The 16,611-nt window shown below is 71.4% G+C and carries 15 protein-coding genes; 13 read left to right on the forward strand and 2 right to left on the reverse strand.

Annotated elements, in window-relative coordinates:
- Nucleotides 1–180: 180 nt before the first annotated feature.
- Nucleotides 181–1,401, reverse strand: coding sequence for a sensor histidine kinase (locus tag I8N67_RS01345; RefSeq protein WP_200300680.1), 1,221 nt, complete (start codon nt 1,399–1,401; stop codon nt 181–183).
- 256 nt (nt 1,402–1,657) lie between these two features.
- Here I8N67_RS01345 and I8N67_RS01350 point away from each other — a divergent pair, with 256 nt between their 5' ends.
- The 13 genes from I8N67_RS01350 to I8N67_RS01410 all read left to right on the forward strand — a co-directional run bounded on the left by I8N67_RS01350 (nt 1,658) and on the right by I8N67_RS01410 (nt 15,109).
- Nucleotides 1,658–2,065, forward strand: a complete 408-nt coding sequence (locus I8N67_RS01350) for an NADH-quinone oxidoreductase subunit A (protein WP_307835118.1) — start codon at nt 1,658–1,660, stop codon at nt 2,063–2,065.
- A complete protein-coding gene (locus tag I8N67_RS01355; protein WP_234044747.1) occupies nt 2,056–2,796 on the forward strand; it encodes an NADH-quinone oxidoreductase subunit B in 741 nt (246 codons plus the stop codon). Before I8N67_RS01350 ends, I8N67_RS01355 begins: the two co-directional genes overlap by 10 nt.
- Nucleotides 2,793–4,682: an NADH-quinone oxidoreductase subunit C gene (locus tag I8N67_RS01360; protein ID WP_200300681.1), complete on the forward strand. Its 1,890-nt coding sequence runs from the start codon at nt 2,793–2,795 to the stop codon at nt 4,680–4,682. Before I8N67_RS01355 ends, I8N67_RS01360 begins: the two co-directional genes overlap by 4 nt.
- Nucleotides 4,679–5,647 carry a complex I subunit 1/NuoH family protein gene (locus tag I8N67_RS01365; protein WP_200300682.1) on the forward strand — a complete coding sequence of 323 codons (969 nt, stop codon included), beginning with the start codon at nt 4,679–4,681 and terminating at the stop codon, nt 5,645–5,647. The genes I8N67_RS01360 and I8N67_RS01365 overlap by 4 nt, the downstream gene beginning before the upstream one ends.
- A gap of 2 nt (nt 5,648–5,649) precedes the next feature.
- The gene (locus tag I8N67_RS01370; RefSeq protein ID WP_200300683.1) at nt 5,650–6,273 is read left to right on the forward strand and encodes a NuoI/complex I 23 kDa subunit family protein; all 624 of its coding nucleotides are present in this window, start codon (nt 5,650–5,652) and stop codon (nt 6,271–6,273) included.
- Entirely contained in the window at nt 6,270–6,980 is a 711-nt protein-coding gene (locus I8N67_RS01375) for an NADH-quinone oxidoreductase subunit J family protein (protein WP_200300684.1), read from the forward strand. The genes I8N67_RS01370 and I8N67_RS01375 overlap by 4 nt, the downstream gene beginning before the upstream one ends.
- The gene (nuoK, locus tag I8N67_RS01380; RefSeq protein ID WP_200300685.1) at nt 6,980–7,387 is read left to right on the forward strand and encodes an NADH-quinone oxidoreductase subunit NuoK; all 408 of its coding nucleotides are present in this window, start codon (nt 6,980–6,982) and stop codon (nt 7,385–7,387) included. The genes I8N67_RS01375 and nuoK overlap by 1 nt, the downstream gene beginning before the upstream one ends.
- The gene (locus tag I8N67_RS01385; RefSeq protein WP_200300686.1) at nt 7,384–9,378 is read left to right on the forward strand and encodes an NADH-quinone oxidoreductase subunit 5 family protein; all 1,995 of its coding nucleotides are present in this window, start codon (nt 7,384–7,386) and stop codon (nt 9,376–9,378) included. Before nuoK ends, I8N67_RS01385 begins: the two co-directional genes overlap by 4 nt.
- Nucleotides 9,379–9,384: 6 nt before the next feature.
- A complete protein-coding gene (locus tag I8N67_RS01390) occupies nt 9,385–10,959 on the forward strand; it encodes a complex I subunit 4 family protein (RefSeq protein WP_200300687.1) in 1,575 nt (524 codons plus the stop codon).
- Complete coding sequence (locus I8N67_RS01395; RefSeq protein WP_200300688.1) at nt 10,956–12,500, forward strand: NADH-quinone oxidoreductase subunit N; 1,545 nt, start codon at nt 10,956–10,958, stop codon at nt 12,498–12,500. The genes I8N67_RS01390 and I8N67_RS01395 overlap by 4 nt, the downstream gene beginning before the upstream one ends.
- Before the next feature lie 162 nt (nt 12,501–12,662).
- Nucleotides 12,663–13,526, forward strand: a complete 864-nt coding sequence (gene htpX / locus I8N67_RS01400) for a zinc metalloprotease HtpX (RefSeq protein WP_200300689.1) — start codon at nt 12,663–12,665, stop codon at nt 13,524–13,526.
- Nucleotides 13,523–13,918 (forward strand): YccF domain-containing protein, encoded by a 396-nt coding sequence (locus tag I8N67_RS01405; RefSeq protein ID WP_200300690.1) that lies wholly within the window; start codon nt 13,523–13,525, stop codon nt 13,916–13,918. Before htpX ends, I8N67_RS01405 begins: the two co-directional genes overlap by 4 nt.
- 15 nt (nt 13,919–13,933) lie before the next feature.
- Nucleotides 13,934–15,109, forward strand: a complete 1,176-nt coding sequence (locus I8N67_RS01410) for a barstar family protein (RefSeq protein ID WP_200300691.1) — start codon at nt 13,934–13,936, stop codon at nt 15,107–15,109.
- A gap of 51 nt (nt 15,110–15,160) precedes the next feature.
- On the opposite strand, the gene I8N67_RS01415 is transcribed toward I8N67_RS01410, so the two are convergent.
- Nucleotides 15,161–16,414 (reverse strand): APC family permease, encoded by a 1,254-nt coding sequence (locus I8N67_RS01415; protein WP_200300692.1) that lies wholly within the window; start codon nt 16,412–16,414, stop codon nt 15,161–15,163.
- Between the last annotated feature and the right edge of the window lie 197 nt (nt 16,415–16,611).

A 16,611-nucleotide genomic window follows, 5' to 3' on the forward strand; every position in this document is an offset into this window, starting at 1 on the left:
CACCCACCCGAACCATGGAGCAAGTCGGCCTCTCAACCCGGGGGTTTTCCCCACCCCCCGCCCCCGACGGCGCAGCCGCTGAAGGGGCGCGGGGAACTGCGGGACCAGCCCCCACGTAGCGGCACCCGCGACAGAAGCCCGCACCCCCGAGCTACTGGGCGCGCCCAGCCCGGAAGAGCCTCACCGACCCCGCCAAGGCAACTCCGCCGTGACCGTGGTCGGCCCCCCCACCGGGGACTCGATGACGAAGAGCCCGTCAACCGCACCGAGCCGCTCCGCGAGCCCCGCGATACCGGTCCCCCCATCGAGACGCGCCCCACCCCGCCCGTCGTCCCAGACCTGGATCAGCAGCCGGTCATCGGACCGCCAGACATCGACCGCCGCCGCCTTCGCCCCACTGTGCTTACTGATGTTCTGCAGCAACTCGGAAACGGTGAAGTACGCGATCCCCTCGATCGCGGCGGCCGGCCGCGCGGCCAGTTCGACGGTCACCTTCACCGGCGCGACACAACGCGCGGCGACCGACGACAACGCCGCGTCCAGCCCCCGATCCGTCAGCACCGCCGGATGGATCCCCCGCGCCAGATCCCGCAGCTCCTGAAGCGCCAGCTTCACCTCGCCGTGCGCCTCCGCGACCATCGACGCGGCCGCGTCCGGGTCCTCCAGCAGCTTCTCCTTCGCGAGGCCGAGCCCCATCGCCAGGTTCACCAGCCGGGCCTGCGCCCCGTCGTGCAGATCCCGCTCGATCCGCCGCATATCGGCCGCCGCGGTGTCGACGACGACCCCCCGGTCGGACTCCAACTCCGCGATCCGCCGCTCCAGTTCGTCGGAGGGCGACAGCAGGGCCCGCACGATCACCCGGTCCACGTTCGTCAGCCCCCGCACGATGTACGGCAGCACCGGCCACGCCACGAACAACCCCGTGAGGGTGATGACGAACGTCGTGATGCCCCAGGGCAGCCGGATCAGCTCGTACAGCATCGAACGCCAGCCGACCGGATCCTTCACGCTCATCCACACCTGCGTGAAGAACCCCTCGTCCGCCCGGCCCGACCGGAACGGCAGCGGACTCGGCTCGTCCACCCGCACCCGCAGCAGCGCCCGCGCCCGTATCCGCTCCAGCCGCCCCAGCTGCCGGGCCCCCATCAGCGCGGCGGCGAGCAGCGGGAATCCGATCACCGTCAGCGTCAGGAAGGCACTCGTGGACAGCACCGTCGTCACGTACACGAACCCGAACAGCGCCAACGGCAGATTCATCAGCAGATGCGCGATCTCCCGCCACGTCTGCCCCTCGAACGCGAACCGCGCGGGCGGCAGCGGCTCGGAGGGCGTACGGCTGGAGGGCAGCGGACGACCGTACGGCCGTCCGGAGCCGGTCGGGGAGGAGAGAGGATCGGTCATGCGCACCAGCCTGCCCGCCCGCCCCCACCCCGCGCCATGAGGCGGACCGCCCCGCCACCCTGGGGAAAACCCCACCCGACCCCGGCCCCGGGCACGGCGGCCCCGGGTCCCTGCCGTGCCGAGCTGTGACGGGCTGCTTACGGTCTATTTAGCAGGGCCTAGACTCCCGTGCGTACAGATCGTCGAACAGCGAAGTACGTACGACGTCCACCATCGCGTACGTACGAATCGCCTGGCCAGGGAGCGAGGGACGGACGTGCCGGAAGACCTACCGGAACCGACCGTCGCCGTAGCGGCGGACTACTTCCAGTCCTACTCGGTGGTCGGACTGCTCGCCGCCGTGGGCGTGCTCTTCGTCGCCGTCGCCTTCGGCGCGGGACGCCTGCTGCGCCCCGACGTCCCCACCCGCGAGAAGCTCCTGACGTACGAGTGCGGCGTAGACCCCGTCGGCGAAGGCTGGGCCCACACCCAGGTCCGCTACTACGTCTACGCCTTCCTCTACGTCATCTTCGCCATCGACTCGATCTTCCTCTTCCCCTGGGCGACGGTCTTCGCCGACGACGGCTACGGCGCCACCACCCTCGTGGAGATGTTCATCTTCCTGGGCTTCCTGGCCGTGGGCCTGCTGTACGCATACAAGAAGGGCGTCCTGACATGGACGTGACCCCATCGACCCCGTCGACCTCCTCGACCTCCTCGACCCCGTCGACCTCCTCGACCTCCTCGACCCCGTCGACCTCCTCGACCTCCTCGACCCCGTCGAACCCATCGACCCCGTCGATCCCTGAACCGGTGCTGCTCCCGGAGCCGAAACGGCTGGGCGCCCTCGCCCGCCTCGCCCCCGAGCCGATGAAGGTGATCCTCAACTGGGGCCGCCGCTACTCCCTCTGGGTCTTCAACTTCGGCCTCGCCTGCTGCGCGATCGAGTTCATCGCCGCGTCCATGGCCCGCCACGACTTCATCCGCCTCGGCGTGATCCCCTTCGCACCGGGCCCGCGCCAGGCCGACCTGATGGTGGTCTCCGGCACGGTCACGGACAAGATGGCCCCGGCGGTGAAACGCCTGTACGAGCAGATGCCGGAACCTAAATACGTCATCTCCTTCGGCGCCTGCTCCAACTGCGGCGGCCCCTACTGGGACTCCTACTCGGTCACCAAGGGCGTCGACCAGATCATCCCCGTCGACGTCTACGTCCCCGGCTGCCCGCCCCGCCCCGAAGCCCTCCTCCAGGGCATCCTCAAACTCCAGGAGAAGATCGCCCGCGAGTCACTGGCGGACCGGTACGGCCCGTCGCCGGCCCGCCCGTCGACGACGGCCCTGCAGAGCGACCTGGTGAAGCCGCCGACGCCGACAGGTGCCGGTGCCGGTGCCGGGCCCGGGAAGGACGACGGATGACCGGCTGGCTGCCCGCCCCCGCCGAGGAACTCTTCGGCCCCGAGGCCACGGCCGAGGAGTCGTACGCCGTCCTCACGGTGGACGTTCCGTCCGCATCCTGGACCGAGGCTTTGCGCACGGCCCGCACCACCCTGGGCTGCACCTACTTCGACTGGCTGAGCGCGGTCGACGAACCGGGCACAGGCTTCCGTGTCTCGGCCCACGTGGTCGCCCTCGCCCCCGTCCGACGCCTCCTCCTGCGCACGACGGTCCCGCACGAGTCCCCGGTCCTGCCCACCGCGGTCGACATCTACGCCGGCGCGGCCTGGCACGAACGCGAGACCCACGAAATGTTCGGCGTCCGCTTCGAGGGCCACCCCGCCCTGGACCACCTCCTCCTCCCCGAGACCTTCGAGGGCCACCCCCTCCGCAAGGACTTCGTCCTCGCCGCCCGCGTGGCCAAGGCCTGGCCCGGCGCCAAGGAACCCGGCGAGTCCGAACACGGCGCCCCCAAACGCCGCCAAATCCTTCCCCCCGGCGTCCCCGACCCCAACGAATGGGGCCCCCTCAAGGGCCAACTCCCCCCAGCCCCCACCCGCCCAACCCGACCCCCCGCCGCCCGCCCAACCGGCGACCGCCCACCCCGCCGAACCCCCTCAACGACAGAGGCCTCAACAAGCCCGGCCCCCCCGACAACGCCGCGCCGCGCCCGTACGGCAGCGGAGGGCTCGGCGAGCCAGGCTGTGGCTGGGACGGCACCCGAGACGGCGGCGCCGACAGCACCGCGCCGGGCTCGTACGGAAGCGGAGGGCTCGACCAGTCGGACAGCAGGCGATTCGGCGGCCGAGGCGGCAGCGAGTCAGCCGACGGCTGGTTCGGTCGATGCGCCGGGCAGCCCGGTGGCGGAAGGTTCGACGAGTCAGGCGACAGGCGGCACAGCGGCCGACGCACCGGGTACTCCGGCGGCGTCGGGCCCCGCCCGTTCGGCACCCGAGACGGCGACCTCGACAACACCGCGTCGTGCCCGTACGGCGGCCGAGGGCTCCGCCAGCAAGGCGGCAGCCGGTTCGGCGCCCGACCCGACGACTGACCCCGCGACCCCGCGCCGAGCCGACACCGCGAGCGAGGGCTCAGCCACACAACCGGACCAGCCTCGGACCGAGCCGTTGCCGACCGAGCCCACAGCCCCCGAAGCCCAGACCACCGCCGGGGCAGAGGCGGCCGCCGAAGAGCAGCCCACTCCCGGCGAGCAGGGCACGCACGAGGAACAGTCCGCCACGCCCGGGCAGCAGTCGGCCCCCGCCGAGCGAACCGCTCGGCCCGAGCGCACCCCTCCCACCGGCCCTCGCCGCACCCGCAGCGCGTCGGCAGGCTCGGCAAGCCGGCGCGCCACCCCCGCCGAAACGCCCGGCACCGGCGACCCCTCCACACAGCCCCGTCCCGCCCCACGCAGCGCGGACGCCCCCTGGCACCACGCCCGCCCGGCCTTCGACGAGCCGAAGCCGGAGCCGGAGCCGAAGCCGGAGCCCGAGCCCGAGCCGGAGCCGGAGGCTGAACCCGCGCCGAAGCCGAAGCCCGAGCCGAAGGCCGAACCCGCCCCGAAGCCGGAGCCGGAGGCTGAACCCGTGAGGAAGCCGCAGGCCGAGCCGAAGGCCGAACCCGCCCCGAAGCCGGACTCCGTACCGGCTCCCGAATCCGCCCCCACCCCCGCACCACCCCCCGAGCCGGAGCACACCCCCGAAACCCCCACCCCCGACACCCCCACCCCCGACACCCCCACCCCCGAAATCCCAGCCACCGACACCGAAGCCGATGCCGGTGCCGTCCCCGAAGACGAAACGCCCGGCGACGACCCCCTCGCCCCCGAATCCCCCACCCCCCAACCCCCCACAGGAGGCCCGCAGTGAACGACGCCCTGGACGTCGCCCTGCGACTCCTCATCGTCTTCGTCGTCTTCCTGACCCTCCCCTTGATCATCGGCCAGACCGAACACAAGGTGATGGCCCACATGCAGGGCCGCCTTGGCCCCATGTACGCCGGCGGCTTCCACGGCTGGGCCCAACTCGTCGCGGACGGCGTGAAGTTCGCGCAGAAGGAAGACGTCGTCCCGGCGGGCGCGGACCGCCGTATCTTCCAACTCGCCCCCGCCGTCGCCCTCCTCCCGTACCTCCTCGTCCTCCTCGCGATCCCCGTCGGCCCGGGCGAGGGCGCCGTCGGCGAGGTCATCGACGCGGGCATCTTCTTCGTACTCGCCGTGATGGGAGTCGGCGTCCTCGGATCACTCATGGCCGGCTGGGCGTCCGCCAACAAGTTCTCCCTCCTCGGCGGCCTGCGCACCGCGGCCCAGCTCCTCGCGTACGAACTCCCGATGCTCCTGACGGCGGCCTCCGTGGCGATGGCGGCCGGCACGGTCTCCCTCGTCGGCATCCTCGACGCCTTCCAGTGGTGGTGGCTCCCCTGGCAGATCGTCGGCGCGATCGTCTTCTTCGTCGCCGGCCTCGCCGAACTCCAGCGCCCGCCCTTCGACATGCCCGTCGCCGACTCGGAGATCATCTTCGGCGCCTACACCGAGTACACCGGCCTCCGCTTCGCCCTGTTCCTCCTCGCCGAGTACGCCGGAATCGTCGTCCTGTGCGGCCTGACCACCGTCCTCTTCCTGGGCGGCTGGCACGGCCCGTGGGGTGCCGACGGCCTCGGCTGGGTCTGGACCCTTCTGAAGACGGCCGTCCTCGCCTTCGTCGTGATCTGGCTCCGCGTCACCTACCCCCGCATGCGTGAGGACCAGCTCCAGAAGCTCTCCTGGACCCTCCTCGTCCCCCTCTCCCTCGCCCAGATCGCCCTCACCGGCATCGTCAAGGTGGTGATCCAGTAACCATGGCCCCCATCCCCGGCAGTGGTCTCGCCAAAGGCCTGGCCGTCACCCTCCGCACGATGACGAGGAAGACCGTCACCGAGCAGTACCCGGACGTCCAACCCGAACTCCCGCCCCGCACCCGCGGCGTCATCGGCCTCTTCGAGGAGAACTGCACGGTCTGCATGCTGTGCGCCCGCGAGTGCCCGGACTGGTGCATCTACATCGACTCCCACAAGGAGACGGTCCCGCCCGCGGCCCCCGGCGGCCGGGAGCGCAGCCGCAACGTCCTCGACCGCTTCGCCATCGACTTCTCCCTCTGCATGTACTGCGGCATCTGCATCGAGGTCTGCCCCTTCGACGCCCTCTTCTGGTCCCCGGAGTTCGAGTACGCCGAGACCGACATCCACGAGCTCACCCACGAGCGCGACAAACTCCGCGAGTGGATGTGGACGGTCCCCTCCCCACCCGCCCTCGACCCCGCCGCCGAGGAACCCAAGGAACTCGCCGCCGCCCGCAAGACCGCCGAGAAGCTGGCCGCCACCCAAGCAGCTCAGGCAGCCGAGGCAGCCGAGGCGAACCAAGCAGACCCAGCGGACCAGGCGACCCCGGCCGAGCCGAACGAACCCCAGGCAGGAGAGTCGTGACCCTCGCCCAGGCACCCCACGGCTTCCTCGCCCAAGCACAGCAAGGCTTCCTCTCCCCGACCGGCGTCGAGATCGCCTTCCTCCTCGTCGGCCTGGTCACCTTCGGCGCCGCGATCGTCACCGTCACCACCCGCCAGCTCGTGCACGCCGCGCTCTGGCTGGTGGTGGCCCTCGGCGGGATCGCCATCGAGTACCTCCTGCTCACCGCCGAGTTCATCGCCTGGGTGCAGGTCCTCATCTACGTCGGTTCCGTCGTCGTCCTCCTCCTCTTCGGCCTGATGCTCACCAAGGCCCCCATCGGCCGCTCCCCGGACGCCGACTCCGGCAACAGCTGGGCCGCCCTCACCGTGGCCGTCGCCTCGGCCGCCGCCCTCGTCTGGGTCGTCGTCGACGCCTTCCGCACCACCTGGATCGACCTCGACGGCCCCGCCGCCGGCTCCACCAAGGCCACCGGCGAAAGCCTCTTCCAGCACTGGGTCCTCCCCTTCGAGGCCCTCTCCGTCCTTCTCCTCGCCGCCCTCGTCGGCGCGATCGTCCTCTCCCGCAAGGCCAAGGCGACCGCCGACCCGGCCAAGCCGACCGGCCCTCCCGAGCCGACCGGCCCTCCCGAGCCGACCGGCCCTCCCGAGCCGACCGGCCCACCCGAGCCGACCAAGGAAGGCAAGCCGACCAAGGAAGCCAAGGCGGCCAAGGGAGGCAACCCCTGATGCACCTCGCCTATCCCGTCGTGCTCTCCTCCCTCCTCTTCTGCACGGGCCTGTACGGAGTCCTCGCCCGCCGCAACGCGATCCTCGTCCTGATGTCCGTCGAGCTGATGCTCAACGCCGTCAACCTCAACCTCGTCGCCTTCGACGTCTGGCTCAGCAAGGCCGCCGACGAGACCCTGCACTCCGGCCAGGCCCTGACCCTGTTCACCATCACCATCGCCGCCGCCGAGATCGGCATCGGCCTGGCGATCGTCCTCGCCGTCCACCGCAACCGGGGCACCGCGGACATCGACAAGCTCCGAGACACCGCCGAGGGTCACGAGACCGACGGCCCCGAGGGCCCCGACGAGGCCACCGGCGCCACCGACCCGGCCGAACAGACGGAGAAGGCTGAGGCCACCGCGTGACCACGACCACCCTCGCCGTCCTCGTCCCCCTCCTCCCGTTCCTCGGCGCCGCCGCCGGCCTGCTCCTGGGCCGCACGGCCCCCGGCTTCGTCCGCCCCCTCGCCGTACTCCCGCCCCTCACCGCCTTCGCCCTGGCCGTGCTGGTCGCCGTACGCCAGGGCGGCGACGAAGCCGTCGACGCGGCCACCCAACTGACCCCGACCGGCTCGGTCCCCGTCGAACTCGCCCTGCACATCGACGGCTTCGCCGCCCTCGTCGCCGTCCTGGTCGGCCTGGTCGCGACCTGCGTGCAGATCTACTCGACGGGCTATCTGCGCGACGACCCGCGCTACCCCTCGTACGCCGCTCTCGTCTCCCTCTTCACCTCCGCGATGCTGCTCGTCGTCTACTCCGGCGACCTGATGGTGCTCCTGGTCGGCTGGGAGATCATGGGCATCTGCTCGTACTTCCTGGTCGGCCACTACTGGGAGACCCCGGAGGCCCGCGCCGCCTCCCTCAAGGCCTTCCTGGTCACCAAGCTTGGCGATGTCCCCTTCCTGATCGGCCTGTTCGCGCTCGCCACCGACGCCGGGTCCTTCCGGATCACGAAGATCCTCGACACCGTCGCGAGCGGCGGCCTCGACCATCCGACGCTGATCGCCCTGCTGCTCCTCGCCGGGGTGGCGGGCAAGTCGGCGCAGTTCCCGCTGCACACCTGGCTCCCCGACGCGATGGCCGGCCCGACGCCCGTCTCCGCGCTGATCCACGCCGCGACAATGGTCGCCGCCGGTGTCTACTTCGTCGCCCGGCTCCTCCCCGTCTTCCAGGCCTCCGCCGCCGCACTCGTCGTCCTCGCCGTCATGGCCGCCGTCACGATGACCGGCTCGGCCCTCGCCGCCCTGGCCCAGGACGACATCAAACGCGTCCTCGCCTACTCGACGATCGGCCAGCTCGGCTACATGACCGGCGCCCTCGCCGTCGGCGACCGCGGTGCCGCCGTCTTCCACCTCCTCTCCCACGGTGCCTTCAAGGCACTGCTGTTCCTCGCGGCCGGCGTGATCATCCACGCCGCCGGCACCAACTCCCTGGCCGCCATGTCCCGCATGGGCGACCTGCGCGCCCGCGTCCCCGACGCCTACTGGACGATGACCGTGGCCCTCCTCGCCCTCGCCGCGATCCCGCCCTTCAGCGGCTTCTTCTCCAAGGAGTCCGTCCTCGGAGCCGCCGAACACGCCGCCACCGGCCACGCCGAGCACATCCCCGGCGCCGCGGGCTGGACCGTCCTTGTCGCCGGCGTCCTCACGGCCCTGCTCACCGCCGCGTACGCCACCCGCCTGTGGCTGCTCGCCTTTCGGGGCAAGGGCGCCGAAGCCCCCGACCACGGCCGCCAACCGCGCACCATGACGGTGGTGCTGTGGGTGCTCGCCGCGCCCTCCCTGGCCCTCGGCGGGCTCGCCTACGGCAGGCTCCCCGACTGGTTCGACGGCGACGACCTGGCCCCCACCCTCACCACATCGGTCCTCGGCACGGGCGTCGCCCTGGCCGGCGGACTCCTGACCTACGCGGCCTGGCGGCACACCACGGCGGCAGCCGCCCGCACCCCCCTCGGAGCCGTCGCGGCCCACCCCGAGGCGGACGCGGCCACGGTCGAGGCGGAGGCCATCGCCAGCCACGAGCCCGCCTACGGAGACGTGGCCTCGGCACCCGACCCGGCGGACCCGGGCCGCCTCCTGCTCGGCCCGCTGCACCGCCACGCCGCCGCCGGCTTCCACCTCGACGCCGTCTACACGGCGCTCTTCGTCCGCCCGGTCCAGGCCGGCGCGCGTCTCGTCCGGTTCCTCGACCGCGAGGTCGTCGACACCTACGTACACGGCGCGGGCGCCCTGCCCCGCCTGCTGGGCACGGCCGTACGCCGGGCCCAGACCGGCAATGTGCAGACCTATGTGAGCGCGCTGCTCGCCGGCACCGTCGTCCTGGTGGTCGCCGCCCTCCTCGTCGCCGCGGGAGCGTGAGCAGTCGTGATCGATATCAACGAGTCCGTGATGCAGTTCCTTCTGGCGTTCGTCGTCGTCGGCCCGCTCATCGGCGCCGCCGCCGCTCTCCTGCCGGCCCCGCCGGGGCTGAAGGGAAAGTCGCCCGAGCAGGCCGTGCTGCGCCACGGCATGACCGTGACCGGCGCGGTCCTCATCGCAGCGATCGTCCTGGCGCTCGGCTTCGACCACGACCAGCCGTCGAAGATGCAGGCCAGCACGGACATCAGCTGGATCCCTGCACTCGACGTGCGCATCCACCTCGGCATCGACGGCATCTCCCTCCCCCTTCTGGTCCTGACCGCGCTGCTGACCTTCCTCTGCGCGCTCTACTCCTACTTCAAAATGCCCGCGGGCCCGTCCCCGAAGGCCTTCGTCGCCCTGCTGCTCGTCCTGGAGTCCGGCACCCTCGCCACCTTCGCCGTCCTCGATCTGCTGCTGTTCTTCCTCGCGTTCGAGATGGTGCTCATCCCGATGTACTTCCTCATCGCCCGCTGGGGCGGTGAGCAACGCACGCAAGCCGCTTGGAAGTTCATCCTCTACACCCTGCTCGGTTCCGTGGTCATGCTGCTCGGCCTGCTCCTGATCGGACTCAGGGCGGGCACATTCGACATAGTGGCACTCACCACTGACAATCACCCCGAACTGACCACATCCGTGCAGGTCATCGCCGCTTTGTCGATCGGTGTCGGGCTCGCGGTCAAGACCCCGATGTGGCCGCTGCACAGCTGGCTGCCGGACGCCCACACCGCCGCCCCGACCGTCGGCTCGGTCCTGCTGGCCGGCGTCCTGCTGAAAATGGGTACGTACGGGTTCGTCCGCATCCTCCTGCCGATCACGCCGGACGGCATGAGAACCTTCGCCCCCTACCTCGCCGCCTTCGCGGTCGTCGGCATCATCTACGGTTCCCTCGCCTGTCTCGCCCTCGCCAAACAGGGCGCGAAGGGCGACCTCAAACGCCTCATCGCGTACTCCTCCGTCGGCCACATGGGCTTCGTACTGCTCGGCATCGCGACGATGACCCCGACCGGCGTGAACGGCGCGCTGTTCGCGAACATCTCCCACGGCCTCATCACCGGCCTGCTGTTCTTCCTGGTCGGCGCCCTCAAGGACCGCACCGGCACCACCGACCTCGACACCCTCGCGCAGCAGACCGGCGCCGCCCTCTACGGCAGGGCCCCCCGCTTCGGCGGCCTGCTCGCCTTCGCCGCCGTCGCCTCGCTCGGACTGCCGGGGCTCGCCGGGTTCTGGGGCGAGATGCTGGCGCTGTTCGGCGCGTTCCGGCCCGCCGAGGACCTCAGCCGCCCGGCCTTCCTCACCTTCATGACGATCGCCGCCTTCGGCACGCTCCTGACCGCCGCCTACCTGCTGATCGTGGTCCGCCGCGTCTGCATGGGCGCGGCCCCGAAGGACGGGCCGCCGCTCGCCGACGTACAGACGTACGAGTTCGCGGCGTGGACCCCACTCGTCGCCCTCACCGTCCTCGCCGGCCTCTGGCCCGCGGCCCTCCTCGGCCTGAGCGATCCGGCCGTGCAGCAGCTCCTCGCAGGAGGCAACCGATGAGCTCCCCGGCCCAGCACCTGGCCGCGTCCGCGGCCGAGTCCGTGGTCCAGTCCGTCGACTGGCTCGCGATCGCGCCGCCCACGATCGCCGCGGTCGTCGGCCTCGGCGTGCTCGTCGCCGACCTCTTCGTGGGCGACGCGCGGAAGACCCTGCTCGGCTGGGTCTCGGTCGCGGGCCTCGCCGTCTCCCTGCTGGCCCTGCTGCCGCTCCTGGACGGCGACCGCGCCACCTTCTGCCTGACCGGCGAGCCCGGCGTCTGCAGCTACACCGCCGACCGCTTCACCCTCGTCGTCCAGTTCCTCGTCCTCGGCGGTGCCCTCCTTGCCGCCCTGCTGTCGATGACGGCCCTGAAGGACGCGAAGAAGGATCTCCCCGAAGGGGAGTTCTGGTTCCTGCTGCTGTCGTCCGCCGCCGGCGCCGCCCTCCTGCCCGCCTCCCGCGACCTCGCCACCCTCGTCGTCGCCCTGGAGGTCGCCTCCCTGCCCGCCTTCGCCCTCGTCGGCATCCGGCACGGCGACAAGCGGTCATCCGAGGCGGCCCTGAAGTTCTTCCTGTCGTCCGTCACCGCGACCGCCGTCAGCCTGCTGGGCATCAGCTTCATCTACGCCACCACCGGCACCCTCTACCTCACCGAGATCGCCGACCGGATCCAGAACGTCGACGGCCAGCTGCACACCGTCACCCAGGCGGGCGTCGTCCTCACCCTCATCGGCTTCGCCTTCAAGACGGCGGCCGTACCGTTCCACTTCTGGGTCCCCGACACCTACGTGGGCGCCCCGCTGCCGGTGGCCGCCTACCTGTCGGTCGTCGGCAAGGCGGTCGGCTTCTCCGGGCTGATCCTCATCACCGTCGTCGCCCTCCCCTCGTACGCCGACGTCTGGGGCCCCGCCCTCGCCGCGCTGGCCGCCCTCACCATGACCGTCGGCAACGTCGGCGCCCTGCGGCAGCGGTCCACGCGCGCGTACAGCGCGGTCCGCCTCCTCGCCTGGTCCTCCGTCGGCCAGGCCGGCTACCTCCTGGTGCCGATCGCGGCGGCCGCGTACGCCGACAACACCGACGACGCCGAGAAGGCCATCGGCTCCACCGTCGCCTACGCCCTGATGTACGCCGCCGTGAACCTCGGCGCCTTCGCCGTGGCCGCCCTCGTCAGCCGTACGAAGCCTCTGAACCGCGTCAGCGACTACCGGGGCCTCTACGCGTCGAGCCCCCTCAGCGCCCTGCTCCTGGCCTTCTTCCTGCTCTGCCTCGCCGGGCTGCCGCCGGGCATCATCGGCCTCTTCGCCAAGGTCACCGTCTTCTCGGCGGCCGTCGACGCGGGCCTCGGCTGGCTCGCCGTCGTCATGGCCGTCAACGTCGTGATCGCGCTCTTCTACTACCTCCAGTGGACGGCCCTGCTGTTCCGCGCCCCCGAGGGCGAACCCGAACAGCACCGCGTCCCGGCCCCGCTGACCGCCGCACTCGCCCTCACCGGAATCGTCGGCATCGCCCTCTCCGGAGCACCCCAGCTGATCCTGCGCTTCGCCGGCATCGGCCTCCTCTGACGAGTCCGCCTCACCCGGACGGCCCACCGGTGGGGCCGCGTGCACAAGGGAACTAGTGCTCCCCGCCTGGCGTTGACCAGTACGGGAAGGTCCACTGAGAAGTGGAGTCAACAGCAACAGCAAGCAAAGGGTTCCCCTGCCGCACGACTTGGAGGGCGTACCGTGCACCGCCGGCACAACGGGCTCAGGACCACCGTCCTCCTCGGGGGGCTGTCCGCACTCATCATCGTCATAGGAAGCTTCTTCGGCCGCGCGGGTCTGGTCGTCGCGGTCTTCATCGCACTCGGCACGAACGCGTACGCGTACTGGAACAGCGACAAGCTGGCTCTACGCGCGATGCGCGCGCGCCCGGTGAGCGAATTCGAGGCCCCGGCGCTGTACCGCATGGTCCGCGAGCTCTCCATGCAGGCCCGCCAGCCCATGCCCCGTCTCTACATCTCGCCGACGGACGCCCCCAACGCGTTCGCGACCGGCCGCAACCCGCGCAACGCGGCCGTGTGCTGCACCGACGGCATCCTGAGACTGCTCGACGAGCGCGAGCTGCGCGGTGTCATCGGCCATGAGCTGAGCCATGTCTACAACCGCGACATCCTGATCTCGTCGGTCGCCGGAGCCCTCGCCTCCGTGATCATGTTCCTGGTGAACTTCGCCTGGCTGATCCCGATCGGCCGCTCGGACGACGACGACGGCCCCGGCCTCCTCGGTATGCTGCTGATCATGATCCTGGGCCCGCTCGCCGCGAGCGTCATCCAGCTCGCGATCAGCCGCTCCAGGGAGTACGAGGCGGACGCCTCCGGAGCCCAGCTCACCGGCGACCCGCTGGCCCTCGCCAGTGCCCTTCGCAAACTGGAAACGGGCACCAAGCAGCTCCCGCTGCCTGCGGAGCCCCGAATCGAGACCGCGAGCCACATGATGATCGCGAACCCCTTCCGGCCGGGCCGAGGATTCTCCAAAATGTTCTCGACACACCCGCCGATGGCGGAACGCATCGCCCGACTCGAGAAGATGGCAGGTCGCCACCAGTGAAGACCATTCTCAATATCATCTGGCTGATCCTCAGCGGCTTCTGGCTCTTCCTCGGCTACCTGTTCGCAGGCTTGCTCCTGTGCATCACGATCATCGGCATCCCCTTCGGCATCGCGTCGTTCCGCATCGGCATCTACGCCCTGTGGCCCTTCGGGTACAGCGCGGTCGAGCGCCGTGACGCGGGCGCGCCCTCCTGCCTCGGCAACATCCTGTGGCTGATCCTGGCGGGCTGGTGGCTGGCGCTGACACACATCTTCACCGGCCTCGTGCTCTGCGTCACGATCATCGGCATCCCGTTCGGCATCGCCAACTTCAAGCTCGTCCCGGTCTCGCTGATGCCCCTGGGCCGCGAGATCGTCCGCTCGAACCAGCCGTTCGGCCAGCGCGGCTAGAGCGGCGCGCCGGGGGTGGGGCAGACGCAGCGGCCGAAGTACGTCCTGCTGTCGTACGACGCGGAAGCCGAGTACAGCGGCGAGGACGGCCACGAGGAGACCTGGGCCCACTGCACGGACACGGAGAACCTCTTCGGCGATCCGTTCCCGCCCCCGCGCGGCATGTACGAACTCCTCGGCTGCGCCCCCGAAGGCGACCTGAGAACGGCCCTCACGCGCGCGCGTGCCGACGGCTCCGCCCCGCTCGGCTTCCTCGTCCTGGAGATCCTCGGCGCCCGGGGCGAGCGGGTCTACGAGTGGTACCTGGAGGACGTACGTGTCCTCGGCCACCGCACGTGCCCGCACGACCTGTCGCTGCGGGACGTCATGGTCGAGGGATCGCAGCACGCCGACAACCCGTCCGACTACCCCCAGCGCCGCCCCCAGTCATGGGGCTTCCGGCTTCTCGGCCCGGAGGGCGAACCCCAGGGCACCTGCGCGGACCTGGCACACCTCGACGACGAGCCGCCCGAGTCCACGTCCGCCGAACAGCCCCCGGTACGGCTCCTCGGCTGCGCACCGCGCGGCGCCCTGAAGGCGGCGCTGGACGCGGGGGACGAGGACCTGGGCCACGCCAAGCTGCTGCGGCTCGACACACACGGCTCCACGGTGCAGGCCGCCGTGGAGGGCGAACTCACCGCGTGGATCCCCTCGGCACGCGGCCGCGGCTACGTCGACCTCACCCTCGAACCATGGTCGGACCGACCCCCGAGGGCGGCCGAACAGGTCTGGGACCTGTGGGACCGGGGCCGGCCCACCGAACCGAATCTCTGGGCCCACTGCGGCACCGACGGCCGGAGGTTCTGGCTCGACACGGCCTTCGCGAACCGGGCGACGACCGGACCCGACGCCGCCGCCGGCACCACCTTCCACCTCGACGGCCGTCACATCACCGACGACCAGGCCTTCTTCTGCGCCCTCGGCGAGGCGGTGAACGGCCCCGGCGGCTACTTCGGCCGCTGCCTCAACGGCGTCAGCGACGCCCTCGGCGGACACTTCGGCGCCACCGGACCCTTCACCCTGGTCTGGCACGACGCCCACATCGCCCGCGCCTGCCTCGGCCTCTCCCCGCACATCGACATCCGCCCGGAGACCTTCGAGGAACTCCTCGACTTCTTCACCGAACGCCGCATCGACGTCCGCCTCGCCTGAACACGACTCGACCGAACACGACCGGACTCGGCCGGCCCCGACCGAGCGGACTCAGCCCCGCCCGGCCCACCACCGCCGTACGCCGTGCACCGCCGCCCCCACGCCCAGCACGGCCGCGCCCAGCCCCACCGACACCCCGGGCAGCGCGAACGCCAGCACCAGGCACCCGATGAGCCCGACCACCGGCAGGACACGGGAGAGGGGCGCCGGACTCAGCGTCCAGGCCGACGCGTTGGCGACCGCGTAGTACGCGAGGACCCCGAAGGAGGAGAAGCCGATGGCGCCCCGGACGTCGACGGTGGCGGCCAGGACGGCGACCACGGCACCGACGGCCAACTCAGCCCGGTGCGGAACCTGGTGACGGGGGTGCACGGCCGCCAGGGCACCGGGGAGGTGCCGGTCCCGGGCCATGGCCAGCGTCGTACGCGAGACGCCCAGGATGAGCGCCAGCAGCGACCCGAGCGCGGCCATGGCGGCCCCCACCCGCACCACGGGCACCAGCCCCGGCACACCGGCCGCCCGTACCGCGTCCGCCAGCGGAGCCGAGGCCTGCCCCAACCCGCCCGAGCCCAGCACGGAGAGGACGGCGACGGCGACGGCCGCGTACACGACCAGCGCGATGCCCAGCGCGAGCGGCACCGCGCGCGGGATGGTGCGCGCCGGATCCCGTACCTCCTCGCCCAGGGTCGCGATCCGGGCGTACCCCGCGAACGCGAAGAACAGCAGCCCGGCCGCCTGGAGCACCCCGCCCGCGCCCCCCGACGCCCCGATGCCCAGCCGCCCGGTGTCCGACGCGCCGGAACCCAGGCACACGACGACCACGGCGGCGAGGACCGCCAGCACCACGGCCACGATTCCCCGCGTCAACCGGGCCGACTTCTGGACGCCGCCGTAGTTCACGGCTGTCAGCGCCACCACGGCCGCCACCGCCACGGCATGCGCCTGCCCCGGCCACACGTACGCCCCCACGGTGAGCGCCATCGCCGCGCACGAGGCCGTCTTCCCGACGACGAACGACCAGCCCGCCAGATACCCCCAGAACGCGCCGAGCCGCTCCCGCCCGTACACATACGTGCCGCCCGACGCCGGATACACGGCCGCCAGCCGCGCCGACGACATGGCGTTGCAGTACGCGACCACCGCGGCGACCCCGAGCCCGAGCAGCAGCCCGGACCCGGCGGCGCGTGCCGCGGGGCCCAGCGCCGCGAAGATCCCCGCACCGATCATCGACCCGAGCCCGATGACCACCGCGTCCCCGACCCCGAGCGTGCGGCGCAGCTCAGCACCCGATCCGGCCTGTGTCATGCGCCGCACCCTACTGACAGTGAGGATGTGACTGGTGGTTCTGCTGGTGGGTCTGACTCGCCTACTGACTGACGTCATCGACTGTCCTGTTTGGGATTTGTCGGCTCATCGGCAGGGCCGCCACGCACGCGGCCGGACGGGCGTCTGTGACCTTATAGCTTGGTCCAGAAGCCCCGTCACTGTCTTGTCCACCTGCC

This window comes from Streptomyces adelaidensis, assembly GCF_016598475.1.
Taxonomy (GTDB): Bacteria; Actinomycetota; Actinomycetes; order Streptomycetales; family Streptomycetaceae; genus Streptomyces; species Streptomyces adelaidensis.

Excerpts from the sequence above, each read along its gene's own strand:
- I8N67_RS01415 (WP_200300692.1), bottom strand. The coding sequence starts at position 16,414 with ATGACACAGGCCGGATCGGGTGCTGAGCTGCGCCGCACGCTCGGGGTC.
- I8N67_RS01395 (WP_200300688.1), top strand. The coding sequence starts at position 10,956 with ATGAGCTCCCCGGCCCAGCACCTGGCCGCGTCCGCGGCCGAGTCCGTG.
- I8N67_RS01370 (WP_200300683.1), top strand. The coding sequence starts at position 5,650 with ATGGCCCCCATCCCCGGCAGTGGTCTCGCCAAAGGCCTGGCCGTCACC.
- I8N67_RS01355 (WP_234044747.1), top strand. The coding sequence starts at position 2,056 with ATGGACGTGACCCCATCGACCCCGTCGACCTCCTCGACCTCCTCGACC.
- I8N67_RS01360 (WP_200300681.1), top strand. The coding sequence starts at position 2,793 with ATGACCGGCTGGCTGCCCGCCCCCGCCGAGGAACTCTTCGGCCCCGAG.
- I8N67_RS01345 (WP_200300680.1), bottom strand. The coding sequence starts at position 1,401 with ATGACCGATCCTCTCTCCTCCCCGACCGGCTCCGGACGGCCGTACGGT.
- nuoK (WP_200300685.1), top strand. The coding sequence starts at position 6,980 with ATGCACCTCGCCTATCCCGTCGTGCTCTCCTCCCTCCTCTTCTGCACG.